Below are 15,424 nucleotides of genomic sequence, written 5' to 3'. Positions count from 1 at the left end.
GGGCCCCGACGCTGGCCGAGGGGTTGACGCTCGTCCCTAGACTCGCGGCATGACGCGCTCGCCCGCCGTGCCGCTCGCCCCTGACGTCTGGCGCATCCCCACCGTCGGCCGGTCGGCAGTCAACTCGTACGCCTTCGTCGACGACGACGGCAGCGTCACCCTCGTCGACTGCGGGCTGGCCAAGGCACCGGCCCGGAGCTGACCGACACCCCCCCCGGGCCCGGATCCGCGCGTTCCTCTCCCGCCACCGGTGAGCACGGCGGGCCGCCGCCGTCAGAGCCAGCCGGAGCGCCGGAACAGGCGGTACAGGGCCAGGGCGGCCACCGCCATCAGCGCCACGGCGCCCGCGTAGCCGTACCGCCAGGCCAGCTCCGGCATGTGCTCGAAGTTCATGCCGTAGATGCCGGCGATGCCGGTCTGGGTCGCCGCGATGGCAGCCCACGCCGCGATCTTGCGCATGTCGTTGTTCTGCTCGACCGCGAGCTGCGCCAGGCGGGACTGGACGATCGAGGTGAGCAGGTCGTCGTACGCGGCCACCCGGTCGACCGCGCGGCTCAACCGACCGTCGACGTCCACGAACCAGCGGTGCAGCGTACGCGGCGGGCCGGCGGGGCCGTCCGGGGTGAGCAGCGTGCGCATCGGCGCCTGCAACGGCAGGACCGCCCTCTTGAACTCCACCACCTCCCGCTTGAGCTGGTAGATGTGCTGGATGTCGGCGGAGCGGTCGCGGGCGAACACGGCCTCCTCGACCCGTTCCAGGTCCCGTTCCACATGCCCGGCCACCTCCAGGTAGGAGTCGACCATCCGGGCGCAGACCGCGTACGCGACAGCCCACGGGCCGGCGGCCAGCAGCGCCGGTCGGCGTTCGATGTCGGCCCGTACGCTGCGCAGCGCCCCGGCGGCGCCGTGCCGCACGGTGATGGCGAACCGGTCACCGAGCAGCACCATCACGTCGCCGGTGTCGATCACCTCAGAGGTGTCGGTCAGCTCGTCGTGCTCGACGTACCCGGCGGTGCGCAGCACCAGCAACGTCACCGGCCCATGTGGCTGCACGGTCGGCCGGTGCCCGTCGGCGAGCGCCTGCTCGACGGTCAGCTCGTCCAGGCCGAAGGTCCGGCCCACCGCGGCGAGCACCGCCGGACCCGGGTCGTGCAGGCCCAGCCAGACGAAGGCGTCACGACCGCGCCGGGCCCGGGCGTACGCGTCGGCGTAGTGCGGGCGGCCGGGCTCCCGTCGTCCGTTGACGTAGACGGCGCAGTCGACCACGGCGTCCGGGTTGGACCTGCGCGGGGTGGGGGAGTCGTCCTCGGCGCGTCCGAGCAGTCGACGGGCCAGCGCGCGTACGCCCCGACCGGCCCGGTCCCGTACCGTCCGCCCGTCCGCCACCGCGTCCCCCCGTCGCCGCCGTACCGCCCCGATCACCGATGGTGTCACCGCATTCTGCCCAGCGGGGTCGGGCGTGCGACAGGCGGGCGGCAGGGCTCAGGCGGTGCGGGTGGCGAGGACGAGGATGTTGTCCACGTAGTTGCCGGTGGCGGCGTCGAAGCGCCCACCGCAGGTGATGAGACGCAGGGCCGCGACGTCCGCCGGGCCGTAGACGAGCGCGGTGGGGAACCGGTCCTTCGGGTACGCGCGCACGTCGTCCACAGTGAACGTGGTGACCCGTGCGTCGGCCCTGGTGACCTCGATCTCCTGGCCGGCGCGCAGGCGACCCAGGTCGAAGAAGACGGCCGGACCGGCGGGTGAGTCGACGTGTCCGACCAGGACGGCGTTGCCGGTCTCGCCGGGGCTGACCCCGTGCCGGTACCAGCCGGCGAGACCGGGCCGGTCCACTGGTGGCACCTCCAGCACCCCTGCGGTGTCCGCGCCGACGGGGACGATCTCGGCGCGTACGTCGATGGCGGGTATCCGCACCCGGACCGGCGCGGAGCGCGGCAGGGGCGGCAGGTCCGGTGCGGGGTGGGTGCGGGTCGGCGCGTGGGCCGGCGGCTGTGGTGGCCGCGCCGGGTCGGCGGTGAGGCCGACGGTGACCAGCCCCAGCCCGGTCACGCCGAGCACCGCGACCATTGCCGGCAGGGTCCGCCGCCACCACACGTGCGTGCCTCCGTACGGGATCGTCGGGGTGCCCGCGCCGGTGTCACCGGCACGGGCACCCGTCCTCAGGGATGGAGCGGGTCGCCGGTCAGGCGACGGCGGACGCCGGTCGGCGCCGGCGGAACAGGACCACCGCGCCGGCCAGGGCGGTGCCGAGCAGCGTGCCGCCGGCGGCGAGGGCGCCCGTGTCGCGGCTGTCGCCGCCGGAGCCGGCAGGTGCGCCGCCGATCGGCGTGACGGTGAACGTGGCGCTGCCGGCTGAGCTGCCGTCGCCGCAGGTGGCGGCCACCGTGTACGTGCCCAGGGTGAACCCGGCGGTGAAGAGTTCGGCGCTCAGGCCGCCGCCGGCGGCGGCCGTGGTGGATCGGACGTTCTGGTCGCGGTTGGGGCCGGTGACGCGGAAGAGGGCGTCACCCGACTTCGGGTTGCAGGTCGTCGCGGTGAGCACGACGGTCCCACCGACCGGGGTGGTGGCCGGTGACACGGTGGTGTCGGCCAGCGCGGCGCCTGGCAGCAGGAGCGTGCCGAGGCCCACGCCGAGCGCCGCTGAGCAGAGTGCTGTTGAGACCTTCATACGCGTCTTCCCTCACTTTTCGTCCGCTGACTGCGTGGGACGTCGTTCGGGTGGCCAACTCCGTGACTAGCACCGGTGTGCCCAACACTAGGTGGGTTGGGACCTCGATCCGGTGAAAATGAGAAATCCTCGTTGCCGTCACGTGTCCACCCGAAGGCGGGGAGAGCTGCCCAAAGGCCCGGACGGGCCGACCGGCACCGGTGCTCCGTCGATGTCTCCTGCGGGCAAGCTGTCGTCGCTGGGCCGATGGCGAGGTATGGCGTCGCCTGTCCCGACGGTGCCGGATGCGGCGCGGAACGGGGCGGGGCCGTGTGGCAGCGTGGTGCGGGTGACCGACTCCGCGCCACTCGACGTCGACCTCGCGCTGCTCGGCGGCGGCGGCGCCGCGTCGCTGCTGCTCGCCGCACTGGACCGGCACCACGTCCGCGACCTGCGGATCGCCGTCGTCGACCCGGTGCGCCGACGCGGTCAGGACCGCACCTGGGCGTTCTGGGGCAGCCCGCACGACGACCTGGACCCGCTGCTCAGCGCGAGCTGGCAGCAGGTCGAGGTGGCCACGCCCGCGCGGCGCCGCGTCCTGGACCTCACCCCGCTGCGGTACGCCATGCTCCGCTCCGGCCCGGTCTACGACCGGGCTGCCGAAGCCGAGCACCGCCTGGGCGCCACCCGGATCGTCGCGCCCGCCCAGGCGGTGACCGACGACGGCAGCCGCGTGGTGGTGCGCACCGGCGAGGGGTCGGTCGTACGGGCCGGCTGGGTGCTCGACTCCCGCCCCCGCCCACCTGCCCGCGCGGGTCGCACCACCTGGTTGCAGCACTTCCGCGGCTGGTGGCTGGAGGCCGACCGGCCCGTCTTCGACCCGGAACGGGCCGTGCTGATGGACTTCCGCACCCCGCAGCCGCCCCGGGGCGTCTCGTTCGGGTACGTGCTGCCGGTCAGCGACCGCTACGCCCTTGTCGAGTACACCGAGTTCTCCCCGGAACTGCTCACCGACGCCGGCTACGACACGGCGCTCGCCGCGTACCGGGACCTGCTCGGGTTGGACCCGGCCGGGCTGCGGGTACGCGAGGTGGAGAACGGGGTGATCCCGATGACCGACGCGCCGTTCCCGGCCCGGCCGACACCCCGGGTGGTCCGCCTCGGCACGGCCGGCGGCGCGACCCGGCCGTCCACCGGGTTCACCTTCTCCGCCATGTACCGCCAGGCCGACCAGGTGGCCCGCGCGCTCGCCGCCGGTGGCCCGCCGGTGCCGGCGCCCGCGTACCCGCGCCGGCACCGCTGGATGGACGCGGTGGCGCTGCGCGCGCTGGACCGGGGTGGGGTCGGCGGGCCGGAGTTCTTCGACAGGCTCTTCGACCGCAACCCCGCCGAACGGGTGCTGCGTTTCCTCGACGGGGTCACCACCCCGGCCGAGGAGATCGCGATCATGAACTCCACGCGGCTGCTGCCGATGATCACCGCCACGGCCGGCGACGCGGCGCACCGCCTGCGCGACCGCCTGCGCCCGACCCGGCCCGCGCCGGCCATCCCGGCGGCGGTGGTGGGCGGCGCGCCGACGACCCCGCCGAGCTGATCCGCGCAGGTCAGCCCCGGGCGGCCACCGCATCGCGGACGAGCACCCGCAGGTCCTCCATCGGGTCACCGTCCAGCGCCAGGTCGATCGTCGCCCGGTCGTAGGGGCCCGCCCGGCGCGGCGGCCCCCCGAGCGCCGGGTGTGGCGTCGCCGCCCGGTAGGTTCGCCTGCATGGTGGACGCGGCGGCCGGCAGGGGCGTACAGATCTGGACCGACGGGGCGTGCAGCGGCAACCCGGGGCCCGGCGGCTGGGGTGCTCTGCTGCGCTACGGCGACCACGAGCGGGAGCTGTGCGGCGGCGAGGCCACCCCGACCACCAACAACCGGATGGAGCTGATGGCGGCCATCCAGGCGTTGGAGAGCCTGAACCGCCCGGTCACCGTGGAGCTGCACACCGACAGCACGTACGTGCGTAACGGCATCACCAGTTGGCTCGCGTCGTGGAAGCGCAACGGGTGGCTGACCGCCGCGAAGCAGCCGGTGAAGAACGCCGACCTGTGGCAGCGGCTGGAGGCGGCCTGCGAGCGGCACGAGGTCACCTGGCTGTGGGTCAAGGGGCACAACGGGCACCCGGAGAACGAGCGCGCCGACCGGCTCGCCAACAAGGGGATGACCGAGGCGCGGGGCGCGCTGGCCAGCCGCTGAAACCGCGCCGGACCCGCCCTCAGCGCGTCGCGTCCGGATGCCCCGGCATGCTCGACCCGCCTCCGCTGCTGCCGGACGAACCGCCGGTCATGCCCGAGCTGTTGTCCTCGGTCACGATGTCAGGTGGGACGTCGGTGTCGTCCGGCGGCGGGACGTCGGTGTCGGCCTCGACCTGCACCAACGGCACCTGGCCCGCCTCGTCCTCGGCATGTGCCGGGTCAGCCGGCAGCTCACCGTCGCGCTTTCGGTAGCCCACGCCGTGCCCCCCGTCGATGCCGTACCGCGTCGGCGGTGGCTACCCGGCGTGGTCAGGGCCGAAACCTCGCGCTCAGCGGTGCCGGCTCCGTCGACCGCGACCGCCGGCCCGCGACGCCTGGCCCACCGGGGTGAGCGCGAGTGCCGTCCAGTGCGCCGGCCGGGTGCGGGTCGCCGGCAGCCCGGTGCGGACGTCTCCCCGCGCGGCGTCGAGCTGGGCCTGGTGCAGGAAGAGGGTCGTGCGCAGGTCCGCGCCCCGCAGGTCGGCGCCGCGCAGGTCCGCGCCTGTCACGTCCGCCAGGCCCAGGTCGACGCCGCGCAGGTCGGCGCCGACCAGCAGCGCGCCGCGCAGGTTGGCCCGGCGCAGGTCGACCCGGCGCAGGTCGGCCCCGAGCAGGGGCGCGCCGCGGTGGTCCGGGCCGCCCGGGGAACGCGCCGCCTCGCTGGCCCGCGACAGCAGCGGGTTGATCCGCTCCCGCTGCGCGGCGACGTCCACCGCGCGAAGCCGCGCGGGGTCTCCCGCAGTGAGCGCCGCGATCTCGGCGCGGGCGCGGTCCAGCTCGGCGCGCAGGTCGGCCGGCGGGCGCAGCGCGACCGCCTCGGTGAGGTACCAGAGCAACTCGTGCAGCGGGCGCAGCACGGTGAACGCCTCCGCCATCGCCGGCAGCGTCTCCGGTGCGTCACGCCAGTCCCGCCCGCCGAAGGTGACCTGGGCGACCTGCTGCCCGGCGCCGAAGCAGTCGAAGACCGTGCAGCCGGGAAAGCCACGCTGCCGCAGCTCGGTGTGGATGCCGCAGCGGTGGTCGGCGCCCAGGTGGGGGCAGGCCTTCCCGGCGGGCTTGTCGATGGCGAAGTCAGCCGACCTGGCGAACGCGGGCACCACGCAGCACAGCCCGAAGCAGCGCTCGCAGTCGGCGCGCAACTGCGCCGAGCCGGGCGGCGGTGCGGGGCTGGACGACACGGGGGACGTTCCTTTCGCCAACGGACGCGGGTGCCCCGATTGTCCCGCGTGCCGACCCGTCCGACCGGGTCGGGGGTCACCGTCCGTGCGTGTCGCCGGCCGCCGAGGAGCGGGGCGCCGGCGTACGGGGACCGCCAGGCGACGGCACCAGCCGGCGGATCGCCCGTTCCCCGCCGTCGTGCCCGTACTTCTGGTCGAACTGCCGTGCGACGACGGCGACCGGCGTACGGTCCCCGTCCACCGGCTCGGCCAGCGCGAACACCGCGGGGGTCGCCCCCGGCGCGCGGGGCGGCAGCACGGCCCGCACGGTAAGCGGCCCGGTCACCCGGAAGCCGCTGCAGTCGACCCAGTGCTGCCCGTCCACCGTCACGTAGGGCACCCGCACCTCGACCACGTCCAGATCGTCGTGGCGCAGTGTGACCGCCACCGACAGGTACCGCTCCAGGTCCAGGGTGGCCTGCTGGTGCTCCCACAGCTCCTCGAACCGGGCGTGCACGAACCCGCCCCACGGGCTGTCCATGTCCACCTCCAGCTGGGGCACGTTGAACGACAGTTTCCCGATCGGGAAGAACGAGATGAGGGCACGCCCGTCCCACTGGTAGAGCTGGATCGACGGGGACGCGTCGTAGAGCCGGACCTGCAACCGGTGTCGCAGCCGGGCGTCAAGGGTGTCGGAGAAGGCGGCCAGGTGGCGCAGATTGGTACGGATCTGTCGCGGCACGTCCACCCGCTGCCGCTCCAGTTCCTCGGAGCGCTGCTGGGCGGCGGTGCAGTCCGGGTCGAGCAGGAGCAACTGCACCTGGGCGCCGTTGGTGAGCGCCGCGCGTACCGCGGTCAGGGTCTCCTCGCGGTGCCGCTGCTCCAGCAGGATCGTCCACGTGTCGAGGATGCGTACCCGACGGGCGGAGCGGTGCAGTCGTGTGACGAAGGCCTGCTGGTCGAACCTCAGGTGCTCCTGCACCCGCGCCTTGCGGGCCTCCTCGAACAGCGGATCGAAGATGACGTACGAGATGGCCGCGAGCACCACACTGGCACCCAGGTTGAGCAGGAGGTCACTGAGGAATCCGGTGCTGCGCCAGGCGGCCAGCAGCATCACGACGGCCACCGCGAGCAGCGGCCCGCCGACGAGCAGGGCACGTCGTTGGCGGCCACCCCGACCAGCCCACCCGGGCATCCGGTTCCCCCTTCGCCGTCGGTCGGCGCCACCGCCGATCACCGGAATGCGGAGGATACGTGCCCGCTTTGCCGCCCGCTGTCCCCTTCGCGACCGGCCGCGCCGGCTCTTGCCGCCCGTTCGCTCAGACCTGGCGCCAGTCGTCGGTGGTAAGGGCGTTGGCCTGCGGCCCCATCAGCAGCATGCCGCCGTCGACAGGCCAGGACGCCCCGGTGACGTACGCGGCGGCGGGGGAGGCGAGCAGGGCGACCACGGCGGCGACCTCCCGGGCGTCACCGGGCCGACCCACAGGTACGCCCGGCCTCCGCTCGGTGAACGGGTCGACGTCCTCCTGACCTGTCATCGGCGTGGCGATCTCACCGGGGGCGACCGCGTTGACGGTGATCCCGTCGGCGGCCAGCTCCTGTGCCATCACCCGGGTCAGCAGGCCCAGCCCGCCCTTGGCGGCGCAGTACGCGGCGGAGCCCACCCGGGGCGCGTGCTCGTGCACGCTCGTGATGTTGATGATCCGTCCGCCGAGGCCGGCAGCCCGCATCCGTCGCGCGGCGCGTTGCGCGCAGAGGAACGGCGCGTCGAGGTCGACGGCGAGCACCTCGCGCCACTGCTCCCACCCCGTGTCGACGAACGGCGTCGAGGCGCCGGTGCCGGCGTTGTTGACGAGCACGCCGATGCCGCCCAGCCGGTCGGCCAGCTCGTCCACCACCTCGGCCGCGTCCGGTAGGCCGGTCAGGTCCACCTCGGCCACCTCGCAGCGTCGACCGGTGGCGCGGACCTCGGTCGCGGTCCGCTCGGCGCCGTCCGGGTCGCCGTACCAGGTGATGCCGATGTCGAAGCCGGCCCGCGCCAGGGCGACCGCGCAGGCCTTGCCGATGCCGGAGTCCGCGCCGGTGACCACGGCGATCCTCGGGTAGTTCTCGTATCGCTGAGGCATGGGTGGGCGATACCCCGGGGCGGCGCGACGTACCGTCGTCGGATGCGGATCACCAAATTCACCCACGCCTGCGTCCGGGTCGAGCACGACGGCGGGGTGCTCGTCGTCGACCCGGGCACCTGGAGCGAGCCCCGGGCGCTGGCCGGGGCCGACGCCGTCCTGGTCACCCACGAGCACACCGACCACGTGGACGTGCTGCGGCTGGCCGGCCTCGGTGTCCCCGTGTACGTCCCCGAGGGCGCCCGCCTGCCCGACCTAGCCCCGCTGCCGGTGACCCCAGTCCGCGTGGGGCAGCGCTTCACTGCGGCCGGGTTCGAGGTCAGCGCCCACGGTGGCCGGCACGCCACCATCCACGAGGGTCAGCCCGACTGCCCCAACCTGGGTTACCTGATCGGTGACGGGCTCTACCACCCGGGCGACTCGCTGCACGTGCCCGACGAGCCGGTGCACACCCTGCTCGTCCCGGCGCAGGGGTCCTGGATGCGGCTCGACGAGGCGATCCGGTTCGCCCACGCGGTGGGCGCCGAACGGGCGTACCCGATCCACGACGCGCAGCTCAACGAGCGCGGCCTGGCGAGCGTCGCCGGCTGGTTCGGCGAGACGATCGCCGGATATCGCCACCTCGTTCCCGGCGACACCGTCTGAGCCCGCCCAGGGCTTGAGGACAGGCACGCCCTGGGCGAGACGAGCGCCCGGTCAGCCCAGGAACAGCTGGACGAGGACGAGCACGGCGAGCAGCGCCGGCCCGCGTGCGCCCTGCCGCAGCAGGTCGACAGGGACCATGCCGAACGGCGTGTTGACCGTCGCGCCGCCGTAGTCGATGGGTGGGCGGGTGGCGGCGCGGAAGGCGGCGGCCACCACGCCGAGCGCCAGGGTCGGCGCGAGCCACGCCGGCCCGGGCTCGACCGTCGGCAGGGTCGCCAGCCACCACAGGCCCGCGCCGAGCGCCGGCACCACCACGTGGATGCCGCGCAACAGGGCGTCGCTGCCGCCGAGCGCCCGGCGCAGCCCGGTCGACCTGCTGATCGCCCGCAGTCCGCCGGTCAGCCGGGCGGCGGCGAGGTACGCGAACACCACCTGCGCGGCGCCGGCCAGCCCGGGCAGGGCGAGTGCGGCAGCGTACTGGACCCCGATCAGGGCCGCCCAGATCAGCAGGGCGCTGGGGTGGCGGCGCAGCCGGCGTACGTCGGCCTGGAGCAGCGCCCACCAGCCCGGGCCGGGCAGGAAACGGCCGCTGCGTACCCGGCCGATCCGGCGCCACCGGCGGCTCTCCACCAGGCCGGTGAGCAGGCTCGGGTCGAGCAGGATGGTGGCAGTGGCGGCGGCGTTGGCGAACTGCGCGCCTGTGGTCAGGGTGGCCCGGTCGACCCGGGGTAGCGCCCGTACCGCGAGGACCGTGCCGACCACCGCGAGGGGCACCCCGAGGGCGACCAGGCCGATCGTCGGCGTCGACTCCGGCCGGGGCAGCCCGTCGCCGAGGCGACCGGTGAGCACCACGAGGGCGGTGATCACGGCGGCGGCCACCATGGGGGCCGCTCCGGCCACTGTGGGCCACCGTCGACCCGCCCGGCTGCTCTGGGCGACGACGCTCAGCGCCAGCGCGGCGGCACCCCAGCCCGCGCCGGCGCCCGCCGCCCAGCCCAGCGCCGCCGGGTCGCTGACGCCGCCGAGCGCAGCCACGGCCACGCCGAGCAGCGCAGTGCCGACGGCGGTGCCGGCCAGCAGGACCGCGAGGCGCGGCGCCAGCCAGGCCCGCCTGTCGACAGGTGCGCTCGTCACCCAGCTCTGGGTGGCCGGGGTGACCAGCAGCGGGCCGAACGCCCGCAGCCCTCGCCACGCGAGCCCGGCGCCGGTGAGGAGCGCGGCGACGGCCAGCCACCACCGCACGCCCGGCTCGGCCTGCCCCACGGTGGGGGAGGCCAGCATGTTCCGGCCGGCGCTGATCGCGAACCAGCCGTACATGCCGACGAACAGGACGATGACATACGCGTCGCCCAGCACGTCGCCGAGGGAGTGCTCGTGGTGCCGGCGGCGGGCCCGACGCAGGTGGGTACGGACCTGGCGGGCCGTGGGCAGCCCGGCCGGCGCCTCGGCGACGGTGGCCGGCGGGGCGGTCACCTGCCGATCTCGATCCGCTCGTCGACGACCGCGTCGATCAGTTCCGGGTCGTGCGAGGCCAGCAGCACCGTGGTGCCGGCGTCGCGCTCGCGGCGCAGCCGGTCGGCGAGCCACTGCCGGCCGGCGACGTCGAGGCGCTGCTCCGGCTCGTCGAGGATGAGCACCCGACGGGGCCGGACGAAGCACGACGCCAGGGCGAGCCGTCGGCGCTGCCCGCTGGACAGGGTGACCGGCAGTTGGTCGCGGGCCGGCACCAGGCCCAGCTCGGTGATGACCTCCTCGACCGGCTCGGCGCTGCCCCCGTGGGCGTACGCGACGAGTTCCAGGTGCTCGACGACTGACAGGTCGGGGAAGAAGTCGATGTCGTCAAGGGCGGCGGCCATCAGCGCGCGTACCTGCGGGTCGGTCTCGTCGGCCCGGTAACCGTGCACCCGCACCTCGCCCGCGTCCGGCCGGTCGGCGCCGACGACGCAGCGCAGCAGGGTGGTCTTGCCGCTGCCGTTGGGGCCGAGAACCACCGCGATCCGCCCGGGCGGGAGGGTGAAGCTCACGTCGTCGAGCACCACCAGGTTGCCGAAGTTACGGCTGAGTCCCCGTACCGAGAGCGCGTCCACGAGCACACACTCTCCCAGACCCGTGCCACCGGCCACCACGAGCGCCGGTACTCAGGGTGTCGTACCGCCCCGGGTGTCCGGTTGCGGGGCCGGTGCGTAGAGGGCGGCCAGCCCCGCCGCCGTGGCGGCGAGCCGCTCGCGGAGCGCGACAGGTGTCAGCACCTCCACGTCCGCGCCGAGGCGCAGCAGGTCGCCGTGGGCGTGGGTGAGCGACTCGATCGGCAGCACCGCTGTCACCCAGCCCCGGGCGTCCGGCGGACCGGCGCTGGCGTCCACGGCGGCCACCACCGGATCGCTGCCGATCTCCCGCAGCCGCTCCCGGCCGGCGGGGGAGAGCCGGACTGTGGCCTCGTCGCGGTGCAGTTCCGCCCGGAACCGGGCCACGTGCGCCCGCCACCAGGACGGCAGGTCGAAGTCGGCGGGCCTGTCGAACTCCTCTGTCAGCGGGGTCAGCGCTCGGATCTGGTTGACCCGGTAGGTCGCCGGTCGACCCCGGCCCGGCTGGGCGGCCACCACGTACCACCGGCCGCCCTTGAGCACCAGGCCGTACGGCTCCAGCACCCGGCTCACGTCGCCCTTCCAGCTGCGGTAGCGCACCTCGACGCGGTGCTGGCGCCACACCGCCTCGGCGGTGCGGGCCAGCTCGGGTGAGGTGTCGCCGTCGGCGTACCAGCCGGGCGTGTCCAGGTGGAAGCGTTGCTGGAGCTGGGTGGCCCGGTCGCGCAGCGGGGCCGGAAGCGCGGCGTGCAGTTTGAGTCGCAGTGCGGCCACCACGTCGCCGTAGCCCAGCTCGTCGGCGGGGCCGGGCAGCCCGGCCAGGAAGAGCCGGTCGGCCTCCTCGGCGGTGAGACCGGTCAGCCGGGTGCGCCAGCCGTCGACGAGCTGGTAGCCGCCGGCGTGCCCGGCCTCGCCGTACAGCGGGATGCCGGCGGCGTGCAACGACTCGACGTCCCGGTAGATGGTGCGGGGGGAGACGGACAGCCGCTCGGCGAGCTGCGCGGCGGTCAGCCGGCCGTGCGCCTGGAGCAGCAGCAGGACGGAGAGGAGTCGACTGGCCCGCACTTCACTGACACTAGCTGTCAGGGAAGGGGTCCTACCGTCCCGGCATGGCATTTCGCGACAAGGACCTGCGAGCACCCGGACCGGTCACCGTGGACGGTCGGCAGCTCAAGCGCTATCACATCGACCAGCCGCAGCGGCCCCTCGAGCCGGAGGTGGAGAAGGCCGCGTACGACGTGCTGCCCGCGCTGCTGGCCGACGTCCCGGACGACGGCACCCCGGCCGCCGGCTGGGTGGTGCTGCACCGGGGCGCGGACACGGGCGCCTACCTGCTGGCGTACACCTGGGTGTGGGACAACGCGGTGGAGGTGCGCGTGGCGGCGGCCGGGCAGCCCGCGCTGGACTGCCCGGACCAGGACTCGACGAACTTCGTGACGCTCCGCCGCCCCGCGGTGGGCTGCGTCTGGGAGTTGGCGGTGTTCGAGCACGAACGGGCCGCCTGGGTACGCCACATGCTCGCGCCGGAACGTCCCGACCTGACCGGTTATCTGCGCGACACGCGAGCGGACGGGCCGGTGGGCCGCTGATGGGCGACTTCGACTTCTTCGTGGGCACCTGGAACGTGGTCAACCGCCGGTTGCGCGAGCGGCTGGTCGGCTCCGACGAGTGGGAGGAGTTCCCGGGGGTGTCGGTCGCGCACGGCTTCTTCGCCGGCGGCGGCCACTTCGACGAGATCACCTTCCCGACGAAGGGTTTCTCCGGCGCGACGCTGCGGATCTTCGACCCGGCCACGGAGCAGTGGTCGATCTACTGGATGAACAGCGGTCGCGGCGAGTTGGAGCAACCCCCGGTGGTGGGCCGTTTCGTCGACGGGGTGGGCCGCTTCCACGCCGACGACCAGCACGAGGGGCGTCCGGTCCGGTGCCGGTTCATCTGGTCGGACATCAGCGCGAGCACCGCGCGCTGGGAGCAGGCGTTCTCGGTCGACGGCGAGCGCACCTGGGAAACCAACTGGATCATGACGTTCAGCCGGGCGGCCGACTGACTCGGCCCGGCGACGGGGCGGTGGGCGCGGTGTTAGTGTCCGTCCACCGCCCCGGATCCAGGAGCGCCCATGACCTCCGACCACGTCGACGTGCTGATCATCGGCGCCGGCCTGTCCGGCATCGGCGCCGCCTGCCACCTGCGCCGCGACTGCCCCGACAAGACGTACGCGGTGCTGGAGGCGCGCGACGCCGTCGGCGGCACCTGGGACCTGTTCCGCTATCCGGGCATCCGGAGTGACTCGGACATGTTCACCCTCGGCTACTCCTTCAAGCCGTGGACCGCGCCGAAGGCCATCGCCGACGGCGGGACGATCCGGGAGTACGTCCGGGACACCGCCCGCGAGTACGACGTGCAGCGGCACATCCGCTTCCACCACCGCGTGACGCAGGCCGACTGGGACAGCGCCACCGCCCGCTGGACGGTACGCGCCGAGCGCACCGACACCTGCGAGCCGGTCGTCCTGACCTGCTCGTTCCTCTTGGCCTGCACCGGTTACTACCGCTACGACGAGGGTTACACCCCACCGCTGCCCGGCCTCGACGCGTACACCGGGCGGCTGGTGCACCCGCAGCACTGGCCCGACGACCTCGACTACGCCGACAAGCGGGTGGTGGTGATCGGCAGCGGCGCCACCGCCGTGACACTGGTGCCGGCGATGGCCGAGCGGGCCGCCCACGTGACGATGCTCCAGCGTTCACCCACGTACGTCCTGGCCCTGCCCTCGCGCGACAGGCTGGCCGACGCGCTGCGGCGCGTCCTGCCGGCGACTGCCGCGTATCCGGTGGTGCGCTGGAAGAACGTGCTGATGTCCACGATCACCTTCCAGCTCAGCCGGCGGGCGCCCCGGCTGGTGAAGCGGATGCTGCGCCGGGCCACGACGGGCCGGCTCCCGGTGGGGTACGACGTCGACAGGCACTTCTCACCCCGCTACGACCCGTGGGACCAGCGGCTCTGCGTGGCACCCGACGGCGACCTGTTCACGGCCGTGGCTCAGGGCCGGGCGTCGGTGGCCACCGACACCATCGACACGTTCACGCCGCACGGCGTCCGGCTGACCTCCGGCGCCGAGCTGCCCGCCGACGTCGTGGTCACCGCCACCGGGCTCAACCTGCTGGCCATCGGCGGCCTGACCCTGCGCGTCGACGGTGTCGAGGTCGACCTGGCCGAGACCGTCGCCTACAAGGGCATGATGCTCTCCGGGGTGCCGAACTTCGCGTTGACCCTCGGCTACACCAATGCGTCGTGGACGTTGAAGGCCGACCTGGTCGCCGGTTACGTCTGCCGGCTGCTGCGGCACCTGGACCGCACCGGCCAGCAGGTCGTCACTCCGCTCCCGCCGCCCGACGACGAGCGGGTGCAGCTCATCGACCTGCGCTCCTCCTACGTGCTGCGCAGCGTCGACGCGCTGCCCCGGCAGGGCGCGAACGCGCCGTGGCGGCTGTACCAGAACTACGCCCGTGACGTGCTTCTGATGCGACACGGCCGGCTCACCGACGAGGGGGTGCGGTTCTCCCGCGCCACCCGGCAGGAAAGGGGCACCCGTGCGGAGGTTTGAGTTCACCGGCGCGACAGCCGTCGTCACAGGCGCGGCCAGCGGCATCGGTGCGGCGTTGGCGCAGGCGCTGGTCCGCCGGGGCAGCGACCTGGTCCTGCTGGACCGCGACACCGATCGGTTGGACGCGGTCGCCGCGGCGATCCGCGCCGAACACCCGGGCCGGCTGGTGCACACCCACGTCGTGGACCTCGCCGACGCGTCGGCCACCGCCGCGGTGGCCGAGGAGATCCGCCAGCGGCATCCCCGCGTACGGCTTCTGGTGAACAACGCGGGCGTCGGCCTCGGCGGCCGGTTCGACCAGGTGACGTTCGACGAGTTCAGCTGGGTCATCGACGTCAACTTCCGGGCCGTGGCGCAGCTGACCCACGCGCTGCTGCCCACCCTCAAGGCGGAACCCGGCGCGCACCTGGTGAACATCTCCAGCCTGTTCGGGCTGATCGCGCCAGCCGGGCAGACCGCGTACGCGGCGAGCAAGTTCGCGGTGCGCGGCCTCACCGAGGCGCTGCGCCACGAACTGGTCGACGACGGCATCGGCGTGACGTCGGTGCACCCCGGCGGCATCCGCACCCGGATCACCGAGAACGCCCGGATCGGCAGCGGCGTCTCGCACGAGGAGTACGCCGCCGGCCGCGCCCAGTTCGAGAAGCTGCTCACCATCGCGCCGCAGCGGGCCGCCGAGGTGATCCTGCGCGGCGTCGAGCGGCGCCGGGGGCGCGTGCTGATCGGCTGGTCGGCGAAGGTGCCCGACCTGCTGGCCCGGGTCCTGCCGGCCTCGTACAACAGGCTGCTGGTGACCGGCCTCAACCGGGGCGTCGTCCGGCCGGCCCCGCCCGTGCCCGCGCAGCGCTCCGCCGACACCGCCCGCGACGCGGTGTGACGGCAGG

The 15,424-nt window shown here is 74.1% G+C and carries 18 protein-coding genes; 8 read left to right on the top strand and 10 right to left on the bottom strand.

Annotated elements, in window-relative coordinates; all coding sequences use genetic code 11:
* The first annotated feature begins 49 nt into the window (after positions 1–49).
* A complete protein-coding gene (locus ACFY1S_RS22655) occupies positions 50–202 on the top strand; it encodes a hypothetical protein (protein ID WP_387121343.1) in 153 nt (50 codons plus the stop codon).
* A 71-nt stretch (positions 203–273) separates the two neighbouring features.
* On the opposite strand, the gene ACFY1S_RS22650 is transcribed toward ACFY1S_RS22655, so the two are convergent.
* The 3 genes from ACFY1S_RS22650 to ACFY1S_RS22640 all read right to left on the bottom strand — a co-directional run bounded on the left by ACFY1S_RS22650 (position 274) and on the right by ACFY1S_RS22640 (position 2,668).
* Complete coding sequence (locus ACFY1S_RS22650) at positions 274–1,434, bottom strand: magnesium and cobalt transport protein CorA (RefSeq protein WP_387121340.1); 1,161 nt, start codon at positions 1,432–1,434, stop codon at positions 274–276.
* A gap of 48 nt (positions 1,435–1,482) precedes the next feature.
* Positions 1,483–2,067 (bottom strand): class F sortase, encoded by a 585-nt coding sequence (locus ACFY1S_RS22645; protein WP_387121337.1) that lies wholly within the window; start codon positions 2,065–2,067, stop codon positions 1,483–1,485.
* Between the two features lie 115 nt (positions 2,068–2,182).
* Positions 2,183–2,668: a hypothetical protein gene (locus ACFY1S_RS22640; RefSeq protein ID WP_139582903.1), complete on the bottom strand. Its 486-nt coding sequence runs from the start codon at positions 2,666–2,668 to the stop codon at positions 2,183–2,185.
* A 328-nt stretch (positions 2,669–2,996) separates the two neighbouring features.
* Here ACFY1S_RS22640 and ACFY1S_RS22635 point away from each other — a divergent pair, with 328 nt between their 5' ends.
* Together ACFY1S_RS22635 and rnhA are read left to right on the top strand one after the other, a co-directional pair.
* Positions 2,997–4,241: a lycopene cyclase family protein gene (locus ACFY1S_RS22635; protein ID WP_387121334.1), complete on the top strand. Its 1,245-nt coding sequence runs from the start codon at positions 2,997–2,999 to the stop codon at positions 4,239–4,241.
* Between the two features lie 171 nt (positions 4,242–4,412).
* Entirely contained in the window at positions 4,413–4,886 is a 474-nt protein-coding gene (gene rnhA / locus ACFY1S_RS22630) for a ribonuclease HI (protein WP_203175783.1), read from the top strand.
* 19 nt (positions 4,887–4,905) lie between these two features.
* On the opposite strand, the gene ACFY1S_RS22625 is transcribed toward rnhA, so the two are convergent.
* From ACFY1S_RS22625 to ACFY1S_RS22610, 4 genes are all read right to left on the bottom strand, one after another.
* On the bottom strand, positions 4,906–5,142 hold the full coding sequence (locus ACFY1S_RS22625; RefSeq protein WP_357993970.1) for a preprotein translocase YidC: 237 nt from the start codon (positions 5,140–5,142) through the stop codon (positions 4,906–4,908).
* 72 nt (positions 5,143–5,214) lie between these two features.
* The gene (locus ACFY1S_RS22620) at positions 5,215–6,102 is read right to left on the bottom strand and encodes a pentapeptide repeat-containing protein (RefSeq protein WP_387121330.1); all 888 of its coding nucleotides are present in this window, start codon (positions 6,100–6,102) and stop codon (positions 5,215–5,217) included.
* A gap of 76 nt (positions 6,103–6,178) precedes the next feature.
* Positions 6,179–7,276 (bottom strand): DUF5919 domain-containing protein, encoded by a 1,098-nt coding sequence (locus ACFY1S_RS22615; RefSeq protein WP_387121327.1) that lies wholly within the window; start codon positions 7,274–7,276, stop codon positions 6,179–6,181.
* Positions 7,277–7,400: 124 nt separating this feature from the next.
* Complete coding sequence (locus tag ACFY1S_RS22610; RefSeq protein ID WP_387121324.1) at positions 7,401–8,207, bottom strand: SDR family oxidoreductase; 807 nt, start codon at positions 8,205–8,207, stop codon at positions 7,401–7,403.
* Positions 8,208–8,249: 42 nt separating this feature from the next.
* Between ACFY1S_RS22610 and ACFY1S_RS22605 the strand changes: the two genes are divergently transcribed.
* Complete coding sequence (locus ACFY1S_RS22605; RefSeq protein ID WP_387121322.1) at positions 8,250–8,852, top strand: MBL fold metallo-hydrolase; 603 nt, start codon at positions 8,250–8,252, stop codon at positions 8,850–8,852.
* A gap of 51 nt (positions 8,853–8,903) precedes the next feature.
* Here the strand turns inward: ACFY1S_RS22605 and ACFY1S_RS22600 are convergent, their stop codons facing one another.
* The 3 genes from ACFY1S_RS22600 to ACFY1S_RS22590 are packed head-to-tail and all read right to left on the bottom strand — an operon-like array spanning position 8,904 to position 12,001.
* Positions 8,904–10,325 carry a DUF6297 family protein gene (locus tag ACFY1S_RS22600; RefSeq protein WP_387121319.1) on the bottom strand — a complete coding sequence of 474 codons (1,422 nt, stop codon included), beginning with the start codon at positions 10,323–10,325 and terminating at the stop codon, positions 8,904–8,906.
* Entirely contained in the window at positions 10,322–10,945 is a 624-nt protein-coding gene (locus ACFY1S_RS22595; RefSeq protein ID WP_387121316.1) for an ATP-binding cassette domain-containing protein, read from the bottom strand. Before ACFY1S_RS22595 ends, ACFY1S_RS22600 begins: the two co-directional genes overlap by 4 nt.
* Positions 10,946–10,990: 45 nt before the next feature.
* The gene (locus ACFY1S_RS22590) at positions 10,991–12,001 is read right to left on the bottom strand and encodes a helix-turn-helix transcriptional regulator (RefSeq protein WP_387121312.1); all 1,011 of its coding nucleotides are present in this window, start codon (positions 11,999–12,001) and stop codon (positions 10,991–10,993) included.
* 44 nt (positions 12,002–12,045) lie between these two features.
* Here ACFY1S_RS22590 and ACFY1S_RS22585 point away from each other — a divergent pair, with 44 nt between their 5' ends.
* The 4 genes from ACFY1S_RS22585 (at position 12,046) to ACFY1S_RS22570 (ending at position 15,417) form a co-directional block, all read left to right on the top strand.
* Positions 12,046–12,525 (top strand): hypothetical protein, encoded by a 480-nt coding sequence (locus ACFY1S_RS22585; RefSeq protein ID WP_387121309.1) that lies wholly within the window; start codon positions 12,046–12,048, stop codon positions 12,523–12,525.
* On the top strand, positions 12,525–12,983 hold the full coding sequence (locus ACFY1S_RS22580; protein WP_387121306.1) for a hypothetical protein: 459 nt from the start codon (positions 12,525–12,527) through the stop codon (positions 12,981–12,983). The genes ACFY1S_RS22585 and ACFY1S_RS22580 overlap by 1 nt, the downstream gene beginning before the upstream one ends.
* Positions 12,984–13,052: 69 nt before the next feature.
* Positions 13,053–14,540, top strand: a complete 1,488-nt coding sequence (locus ACFY1S_RS22575; RefSeq protein ID WP_387121303.1) for a flavin-containing monooxygenase — start codon at positions 13,053–13,055, stop codon at positions 14,538–14,540.
* Positions 14,527–15,417: an SDR family NAD(P)-dependent oxidoreductase gene (locus ACFY1S_RS22570; RefSeq protein WP_387121300.1), complete on the top strand. Its 891-nt coding sequence runs from the start codon at positions 14,527–14,529 to the stop codon at positions 15,415–15,417. Before ACFY1S_RS22575 ends, ACFY1S_RS22570 begins: the two co-directional genes overlap by 14 nt.
* The last annotated feature ends 7 nt before the right edge of the window (positions 15,418–15,424 follow it).

Origin of the sequence: Micromonospora sp. NPDC000663 (genome assembly GCF_042898105.1) — a bacterium.
Classification (GTDB): Bacteria; Actinomycetota; Actinomycetes; order Mycobacteriales; family Micromonosporaceae; genus Micromonospora.
Note: the sequence above shows the minus strand (reverse complement) of the source record. Positions and strands in the feature narration are given on the sequence as shown.

What these genes read in the sequence shown, in the direction of transcription:
- ACFY1S_RS22575 (WP_387121303.1), top strand. Translation starts at nt 13,053, where the DNA reads ATGACCTCCGACCACGTCGACGTGCTGATCATCGGCGCCGGCCTGTCC.
- ACFY1S_RS22645 (WP_387121337.1), bottom strand. Translation starts at nt 2,067, where the DNA reads ATGGTCGCGGTGCTCGGCGTGACCGGGCTGGGGCTGGTCACCGTCGGC.
- ACFY1S_RS22580 (WP_387121306.1), top strand. Translation starts at nt 12,525, where the DNA reads ATGGGCGACTTCGACTTCTTCGTGGGCACCTGGAACGTGGTCAACCGC.
- ACFY1S_RS22655 (WP_387121343.1), top strand. Translation starts at nt 50, where the DNA reads ATGACGCGCTCGCCCGCCGTGCCGCTCGCCCCTGACGTCTGGCGCATC.
- ACFY1S_RS22585 (WP_387121309.1), top strand. Translation starts at nt 12,046, where the DNA reads ATGGCATTTCGCGACAAGGACCTGCGAGCACCCGGACCGGTCACCGTG.
- ACFY1S_RS22605 (WP_387121322.1), top strand. Translation starts at nt 8,250, where the DNA reads ATGCGGATCACCAAATTCACCCACGCCTGCGTCCGGGTCGAGCACGAC.
- ACFY1S_RS22610 (WP_387121324.1), bottom strand. Translation starts at nt 8,207, where the DNA reads ATGCCTCAGCGATACGAGAACTACCCGAGGATCGCCGTGGTCACCGGC.
- ACFY1S_RS22640 (WP_139582903.1), bottom strand. Translation starts at nt 2,668, where the DNA reads ATGAAGGTCTCAACAGCACTCTGCTCAGCGGCGCTCGGCGTGGGCCTC.
- ACFY1S_RS22615 (WP_387121327.1), bottom strand. Translation starts at nt 7,276, where the DNA reads ATGCCCGGGTGGGCTGGTCGGGGTGGCCGCCAACGACGTGCCCTGCTC.
- rnhA (WP_203175783.1), top strand. Translation starts at nt 4,413, where the DNA reads ATGGTGGACGCGGCGGCCGGCAGGGGCGTACAGATCTGGACCGACGGG.